This is a genomic window from Chryseobacterium sp., assembly GCF_022712095.1.
Taxonomy (GTDB): Bacteria; Bacteroidota; Bacteroidia; order Flavobacteriales; family Weeksellaceae; genus Chryseobacterium.
Genome location: NZ_JALAHD010000216.1, coordinates 1 through 7,638, shown reverse-complemented (window position 1 = coordinate 7,638; position 7,638 = coordinate 1). Strand labels below are relative to the sequence as shown.

Genomic DNA, 7,638 nt, shown 5'->3' with positions numbered 1-7,638 from the left:
GAATTATTAAAACTGCATTTTATTATGTGATATTTACTATTTTTGGATAGCGATAAAATAAACTATGGAAGTTCTAAACAACAAAAAAAATCTTCTGGATTTTATAGAAAGAAATAAAGAAATGGGAAAAAGAATAGGTTTTGCCCCTACTATGGGTGCTCTGCACGACGGTCATCTTTCCCTGTATGAAGCTGCAAGAAAGGAAAATGACCTTGTTATTTCTTCAATATTCGTGAATCCTACCCAATTCAACAATGCAGAAGATCTGGAAAAATACCCCAGAAATATAGAAAGGGATATTTTAATTTTAGAAAAATCAGGATTAGTAGATGCGGTCTATATTCCAGAAGTGTCAGATATTTACCCTGAGAAAGCAGAAAGTCAGCATTATGATTTCGATGGTCTGGAAAATGAAATGGAAGGAAAATCAAGACCCGGACATTTCGATGGCGTAGGCACTGTGGTGGAAGAGCTTTTCAGACAGATACAACCCGATAATGCTTATTTTGGAGAAAAAGACTATCAACAGCTGGCCATTATCAAAAAAATGGTAGAAAAGAAAAAATTACCTATCAAAATAAAAGGAGTTCCTATTTATAGAGCAGAAAGCGGTTTAGCATTAAGCTCCAGAAATCAAAGATTATCCGAAGACAGAAAAGAAGCATCTCAAATTATTTATCAGACTCTAAAGAAAGTTAATGACTGGTTCAGAATAATTACTATTCCCGAAATAAAAGATAGAGTAAGTGATATTTTTGACCAACAGCGAGGAATGAAACTGGAATATTTCCTTATTGCGGATGAAGAAACCTTAAAAGAAACTGATTTCTTTTATAAAGACAGGAATTTCAGGGCGTTTATTGTAGTGGTCGTAGATGGAGTAAGATTGATTGATAACATGCACATGGATTAAAAAACAGTATTTTCTCTAAAATAACAGCGTTACTTTTAAGTAGCGCTTTTTTGAAATCATGCAATTCCTTATTCTTAAAACCAAGATTTGTACATAAAAAATCAAAGGCCTCCTAGGGAAGCCTTTGAAACACCAAATCACAAAATATTAATATGAAAAAAATTTACTTTTCAGTAAACTTGTGACCTGGCTGGGATTCGAACCCAGGACCCATACATTAAAAGTGTATTGCTCTACCAGCTGAGCTACCAGGTCGGCCACTTGTATTCTGATTTACTTTACTTACGTAATGTCTCTCGTTTTAAGTGGTGCAAAGATAGGGCTTTTTTTAATTTCTCAAAACTTTTTCGGAAATTTGTTGAAAAAAATATTATGATTATTTCTCTGATCGGATACATGGGTAGTGGTAAAACTCACATTTCCAAAATTTTAAGCGAAAAAATAAATTTTGAATTAATTGATCTCGACAAAGAGATTTCCAGAAGGAATAAATTAACTATTCCTGAAATATTTGAAAAAAAGGGAGAAATCTACTTCAGAAAGCTGGAAAGAGAGATTTTAGAAGAAGTTCTTGCTGCCCAGCAAAACATCATATTAAGTCTTGGGGGAGGGACTCCAGTTTATTATAACAATATGGAAATAATCAATCACAATTCCAAAACCATATTTCTCAGGACCTCCGTAGCCACTTTATCAGAGAGACTTTCAAAACAAAAAGAAAAAAGACCATTAATAGCCAATATCTCTGATGAAAATCTCCCTGAATTTATTGCTAAACATTTATTTGAAAGAAATGAATTCTATAGTAAAGCTCAGCATCATGTAACTACCGATAATAGAGAGCCTGAAGATATCGTTAATGAAATCATTGAAAAATTATATTTATAAATTTTAATCTTCTTCCCCGTCAGTTTCATCATTTTCACCGAAAAAGTCATCCCAATCGGTGAAGTCAGATGCAATATCGTTTTCCACATACTCATCCATGTCTCTTCTATCCTTTTTAGTAGGCCTTCCCTCTCCTTTGATACGGTAATAGTCCTGAGACATCTTTCTAAGTTTTAAAAGTTCGTATTGCTCCTTATCCGTCACATCTTTAATGTGCAGTGGTACCAGCTTAGCTCCGATCCTACTTTTAGGGATCTGAATGACCTTAATTTTATAATCGATTTGATTTTTACGGATCTTAATCACATCGCCTTCTTTCACTTCTTTGGAAGACTTCACCACGGAGCCTCCAATAGAAACTCTATTCTTTTTTATCTCGTCAGCAGCAATACTTCTGGTCTTATAGAAACGAATACTCCATAAAAATTTATCTATTCTCATATTTTTTTTTACTTTTGCCGTTATATTATTTGTAAAGTAATTAAAGTTTTTTGAAATGAAAAAAATATTTTTATATATCCTTGTAGGATCTCTGAGTTTTGCGGCTTGTAAGAGTGATAGTGATGAATCTACGTATGTAGAACCGGAAGATATAGCTGTACAAAACACTTATGACGATCAGGCTATTCAAAAGTTTCTTAATGACAACTATTTAGATGCACAAGGAAATATAAAAGCCTTCAGTAGCTCTGATGCTTCTGATGATAATGAAACAAAGTTAGCAGATTTAAGCCCTGTGACACTTCCTTCAGGAGTAGTTTATATTAAAAGGGAAGGAGCACAGCCTGCAGCAAATACAGGAAAAACATTAGCTACCGGTGAATATAAAGATGTTATCAAGCTTATGCTCAAAATGAGCTATAATCTTGCAGGAAGTACTGATGGAAATGTTTCTTTCATAACAAGCGGAGATCTTGTAAATACTATTAACGGAACAAGTTCTTCAGGATCACCCGTTACAGATCCAATGTATTATTATGTGAAAAATTCCTTCTTAGAGGCCGCTACTACTGATGTAGCAAAACAAAGAAGTTATTATGAAATAGAAGGATTTCAGGAAGGATTATCTTATTTCCAATCCTTTATTGATAAACCTAACGGAGATCCTTATAACTTACAAGGAGTTATTATCGTTCCTTCCAGAGCTGCATTTGCTAGAGATTCCCACTATAACTACAATGGAGTCTCATTTAGAAATATGACTTTTATTTTCAATTTTCAATTGTACGATGCAAAAACAAGAACGGACGATCAGAAATAAAAATATGAATCTACAAACTAAAAGAGCGCATCAAATAATTTGATGCGCTCTTTTAGTTATTTAAAATCTTATCTTGCTTTCTGCTTTACATTCCCTAAAATATCAGGGAAATACAGGTCTGCTAAGTGTTCAAATTCATCTCCTCTCATAAACATGCTTGCATCTACCTCTTCATAAGAACTTCTTCCTGCCGCAGCAATAAGTTCATTGCAAGTATGCAGCGTATTTTTATGGAAGTGGTATACTCTTTCACTTTTATCTGTAACATCAAGTCCTTTAATGAGCATTTTATCCTGAGTGGCCACTCCTGTCGGACAATTATTGGAATTACATCTTAAAGCCTGGATACAACCTAAAGAGAACATAAAACCTCTTGCATTGTTACACATATCCGCACCCATTGCTATAGCTCTCAAAATATCCAAACTGGTAAGAACTTTTCCGCTCGCAATCACTCTTAATTTTTTTCTTAGATTATAATTATTAAGCGTCCTGTTCACAAAAATTAAAGCAGGTTCCAAAGGCATTCCTACTCCATCTGAAAACTCCGGCGGAGCAGCACCTGTTCCCCCTTCAGCACCATCAATAGTTATAAAATCAGGATAAATTTTCAGTACGTTCATCTGTACACAGATATCTTCAAATTCTTTAGTATCTCCGATACAAAGTTTAAACCCGACCGGTTTGCCTCCTGAGAGTTCTCTTAACTGCTGGACAAACCTCAATAATCCTGCTGCATTTGAAAATGCGGAATGTGATGGCGGAGAGATGATGGTCATTCCAGGCGTTACATGACGTATCTTTGCAATTTCAGGTGTATTTTTCACTCCCGGTAATACTCCTCCGTGACCAGGTTTTGCACCCTGAGATAATTTGATTTCAATCATCTTAACATTCGGAAGATTAGAATACTTTGTAAATAATTCAGGATTAAATTTCCCTTCATCATCTCTACATCCGAAATACCCGGTTCCAATCTGCCAGCATAAGTCTCCTCCTTCTAAATGATAAGAAGAAATCCCTCCTTCCCCTGTATTATGATAAAAATTACCCTTTTTCGCTCCTCTGTTCAATGAGATCTGAGCCCTGTCACTTAAAGACCCGAAACTCATCGCTGAAATATTAAATAATGAAGCATGATAAGGCTGGGTACATTGTTCTCCTCCTACCCAAATTCTTGGAAGTTCTTCTGCAGGAGATTTAGCATAGATAGAATGCTTTATCCCTTCATATTTTCTCTGATTAACTTCTAATTGGGTTCCGAAAGCAACCGTATCACTTATATTTTTTGCACGTCTGTACACTGCCGAACGCTGATGTCTTGGGAATGGTTTCCCATCAGTTTCCCTTTCAATGAAATACTGCTGCATTTCCGGGGAAATATCTTCAAAAAAATACCTAAAATACCCTAAAACAGGGAAATTTCTCAAAATAGCATGTTTTGTCTGATAGGCGTTATAAACCCCCAATGCATAAATTGAAGTTAGCAGGATCGGAATCCAATAATGTGTTTTAATTAGCAATGCTATAATCCAAGTAGCAATTACTAAAACAATTCCCCAAGATAAAAACTTATCTCTCATAAGAACGTGATATTTAATGTTAAAAATAAATTTAGTAGAAATTTTGCAAAGAGCCTAAGCTTTTGCTAAAAAACTTTTGTAGGAAGATTGCACAGAAACTGTGCCATCTGACAGTATTTTTTCTAAGTTTAGAAATTCGATCCGGTTTACAGAGTTCTGATCAAAGTCTTTCTGAACTCTCACATAATTTTCAGTGAACCCAAACATCTTTCCATCTTTATTTTCATGTTCCCATAATACGGGAAGTGTTTTTCCTAGTTGTGTCTGATAAAATGCCATTTTTTTCTTTTCAGAAAGAATTCTGAGCATCTTATTTCTTTTTTTTCTTTCAGGAACGGGAACTACTCCATCCATATCTACTGCTTCAGTATTCTCTCTTTCAGAATAGGTGAAAACATGAAGATAAGTAATAGGAAGTTCGTTCAGAAAATGATAGGTCTCCATAAATCGTTCTTCAGTCTCACCCGGAAACCCAACAATAACGTCTACACCTATTGCTGCATCAGGCATTACTTCACGGATTTTATTGACTCTATCTTTATACAGTCTTGTTAAATAACGGCGTTTCATTTTTTTCAATAAATCATCGCTTCCGGACTGTAACGGTATATGAAAATGAGGAACAAAACTTTTACTTTTAGAAACAAGCTCTATACTCTCATCTTTTAACAAATTAGGTTCAATGGAAGAAATACGTATTCTCTCAATACCTTCTACTGTATCAAGTTCAGAAATAAGATCCAAAAAAGTATGTTCGTGTTTTTTATTCCCGAACTCTCCCTTTCCATAATCTCCGATATTCACACCGGTAAGAACAATTTCCTTAATGTCTTTACCTGCTATTTCCTTAGCATTTTTCAAAACATTCTGAATAGTATCAGAACGGGAAATTCCCCGGGCTAACGGAATGGTACAATAAGTACATTTATAGTCACAACCATCCTGTACTTTAAGAAAAGCCCTTGTCCGGTCCCCTATTGAATAACTTCCAATGAAAAAATCAGCTTCTTCGATTTCGCAAGAGTGAACAATTCCTTCCGTATCTGTTTTTCTTACGTCATCAAGATAACTTAGAATATTGAATTTCTCTTTAGCTCCAAGCACTAAATCCACTCCATCGATCTGGGAAATTTCTTCAGGCTTTAACTGGGCATAGCAACCTACGATTACCACTAAACCCTCCGGATTAGCTTTCATCGCCCTTTTCACATGGAGCTTACATTCCCGATCTGCATTTTCAGTTACGGAGCAAGTATTGATTACATAAACATCTGCAGCTTCATCAAAACTCACCTTATCATATCCGGCATCCGTTAGCTGTCTGGCAATAGTGGAGGTCTCCGCAAAGTTAAGTTTGCAGCCCAATGTATGAAATGCGGCAGTTTTATGAATTTGAGACATTTTTAGCTCCTTAATTTACGCGTGCAAAGATAATGAATTAATTACGAAAAATCGGATCGATTCAATCTATTAATTCCTATTAATTATATTCATCTCTGACCTCCGGACCGTTTTGAAAACATACAGGAGAAGAATTAGGATTATTTCTTTCTTCGGGATTTTTTTTGCTCATTTCATCATTAAATTCCTGGGAACGGTTCCGAGCAATGGAAAGGGAATCCCAGTGACCATCCGTAAGCATCTTAGCGATGTACACTATCTGCCCGATATGATAAGGATAATGAGCCATCTGCCTTAATACAGCATCAATTAGTGGATGGGCTTCTCCCCTAATATAAACTGATGAATATAAGTTCTCATCATTAATTTGATTCAATGCATCAAAAAAACATTTCCATCCTTTTTCCCAAAAATCTGTAACTTCTTGCTTCGTTTTAAATGTCCCGACGAATTCCTCATCACGGTGACGCCAAGATTTCTCACCGTCTTCCGTTAAAAAATTAGTCCATCTGGAAAGCATATTCCCTGCCAGATGTTTCACTATTACCGCAATGGAATTACTTTCCGCATTATACTGCCAAAACATTTGTTCCTCGGTAATTTGTTCAAAGGTTTTATCTCCAAGGGATTTATAATATTCAAAACGTTTGATAAATAAGTCTTTCATTGCCGATAAGTTTTATTTCAAATGTAGTGATAATAATCCTTGAAAAAGCTTTAAGCCTGCTCATTTTATACTTGTAATATTTCCGCAGAGATTTTCAAGGTGAAAGATTTTATGAAAAGGACTTTTTACTTCTTCCAAATGTTCTTTATCCTGAATAAAAGTATATCTGGATGCCAAAGAATTCATATTGGAAACAATCACCAGCCAGCATTCATCCACTGTAGAATCATAGTAGGGAAATTTTTCATTCTTCTTTTCTATCAGTTCTAAAATTTTTTCCGAACAAAGCTCATCAAAAAGGCCCATGCTGTATTCATAGGTTATAAAAACATTCCGACGGTGAAAAGATTTCCTGAGACTTTTCACACAGCCTGTCACTTTATTCCTTTTAATACTCTTATAAATACTGTGGATAATCTCTTGCTGATGTTCAGGAGTATCTATTTTAATATTGGGATAAAACTCTAAAAAATAAACACCACGAAATTTCGTAGTGTCTTCTTGTTCTAACAATATTTCAGCCTGACGGAAAATCTTATTTAAGCAGCTTTCCACTTTTTTCATCTCAAGATGGTTAATCACTTCGGTAAGTTCTATACCAATTTTTTTATCATTAAACTGGGCAATAAAATCGGGGCTTTCGCAAGTCAGATTTTCAAATTTCACTTCAGGAAAGTGATGCATAAAAGAATTAAGTAATAAAATTTCAGACTTTTTTTTATATTTTTCACGATCATGAAGAGGAGATTCATCTATAGTACGATGGTACTTTTCTATCGGCTTTTTTTTCAAATGCCGATTGAGGTAGTATAAACTCAGATTTTTGACTAAATCTTCATCGGAAAATGCTTTTTTCATGCGCGGTTTTTTATAGCTAAGTAAAGAACACATGCAACCAAAGTTCCCAGTGGCAGAAGTTTTTGAT

General features: G+C 35.0%; 8 protein-coding genes and 1 tRNA gene. 3 read left to right on the top strand and 6 right to left on the bottom strand.

All coding sequences use genetic code 11. The features are described 5' to 3' along the window. Positions 1 to 64: 64 nt before the first annotated feature. The gene (gene panC / locus Q0A18_RS11335; RefSeq protein ID WP_292010261.1) at positions 65 to 913 is read left to right on the top strand and encodes a pantoate--beta-alanine ligase; all 849 of its coding nucleotides are present in this window, start codon (positions 65 to 67) and stop codon (positions 911 to 913) included. Positions 914 to 1,095: 182 nt separating this feature from the next. On the opposite strand, the gene Q0A18_RS11330 is transcribed toward panC, so the two are convergent. Further along, a tRNA-Lys gene (locus Q0A18_RS11330) sits at positions 1,096 to 1,168 on the bottom strand. Positions 1,169 to 1,285: 117 nt separating this feature from the next. Here Q0A18_RS11330 and Q0A18_RS11325 point away from each other — a divergent pair. Then, the gene (locus Q0A18_RS11325) at positions 1,286 to 1,801 is read left to right on the top strand and encodes a shikimate kinase (protein ID WP_292010260.1); all 516 of its coding nucleotides are present in this window, start codon (positions 1,286 to 1,288) and stop codon (positions 1,799 to 1,801) included. Between the two features lie 3 nt (positions 1,802 to 1,804). Here the strand turns inward: Q0A18_RS11325 and Q0A18_RS11320 are convergent, their stop codons facing one another. After that, positions 1,805 to 2,242, bottom strand: coding sequence for an RNA-binding S4 domain-containing protein (locus tag Q0A18_RS11320; RefSeq protein ID WP_292010259.1), 438 nt, complete (start codon positions 2,240 to 2,242; stop codon positions 1,805 to 1,807). A gap of 55 nt (positions 2,243 to 2,297) precedes the next feature. On the opposite strand from Q0A18_RS11320, the gene Q0A18_RS11315 reads away from it, so the two are divergent. After that, a complete protein-coding gene (locus tag Q0A18_RS11315; RefSeq protein ID WP_292010258.1) occupies positions 2,298 to 3,062 on the top strand; it encodes a hypothetical protein in 765 nt (254 codons plus the stop codon). 68 nt (positions 3,063 to 3,130) lie between these two features. Here Q0A18_RS11315 and Q0A18_RS11310 read toward each other — a convergent pair whose 3' ends face one another. The 4 genes from Q0A18_RS11310 to Q0A18_RS11295 all read right to left on the bottom strand — a co-directional run bounded on the left by Q0A18_RS11310 (position 3,131) and on the right by Q0A18_RS11295 (position 7,571). Next, positions 3,131 to 4,645 (bottom strand): FMN-binding glutamate synthase family protein, encoded by a 1,515-nt coding sequence (locus tag Q0A18_RS11310; protein ID WP_292010257.1) that lies wholly within the window; start codon positions 4,643 to 4,645, stop codon positions 3,131 to 3,133. Between the two features lie 54 nt (positions 4,646 to 4,699). Next, the gene (gene mtaB / locus Q0A18_RS11305) at positions 4,700 to 6,046 is read right to left on the bottom strand and encodes a tRNA (N(6)-L-threonylcarbamoyladenosine(37)-C(2))-methylthiotransferase MtaB (protein ID WP_292010256.1); all 1,347 of its coding nucleotides are present in this window, start codon (positions 6,044 to 6,046) and stop codon (positions 4,700 to 4,702) included. 79 nt (positions 6,047 to 6,125) lie between these two features. Beyond that, complete coding sequence (locus tag Q0A18_RS11300) at positions 6,126 to 6,713, bottom strand: DUF1572 family protein (protein WP_292010255.1); 588 nt, start codon at positions 6,711 to 6,713, stop codon at positions 6,126 to 6,128. Between the two features lie 60 nt (positions 6,714 to 6,773). Further along, on the bottom strand, positions 6,774 to 7,571 hold the full coding sequence (locus Q0A18_RS11295) for a hypothetical protein (protein WP_292010254.1): 798 nt from the start codon (positions 7,569 to 7,571) through the stop codon (positions 6,774 to 6,776). Positions 7,572 to 7,638 lie beyond the last annotated feature (67 nt).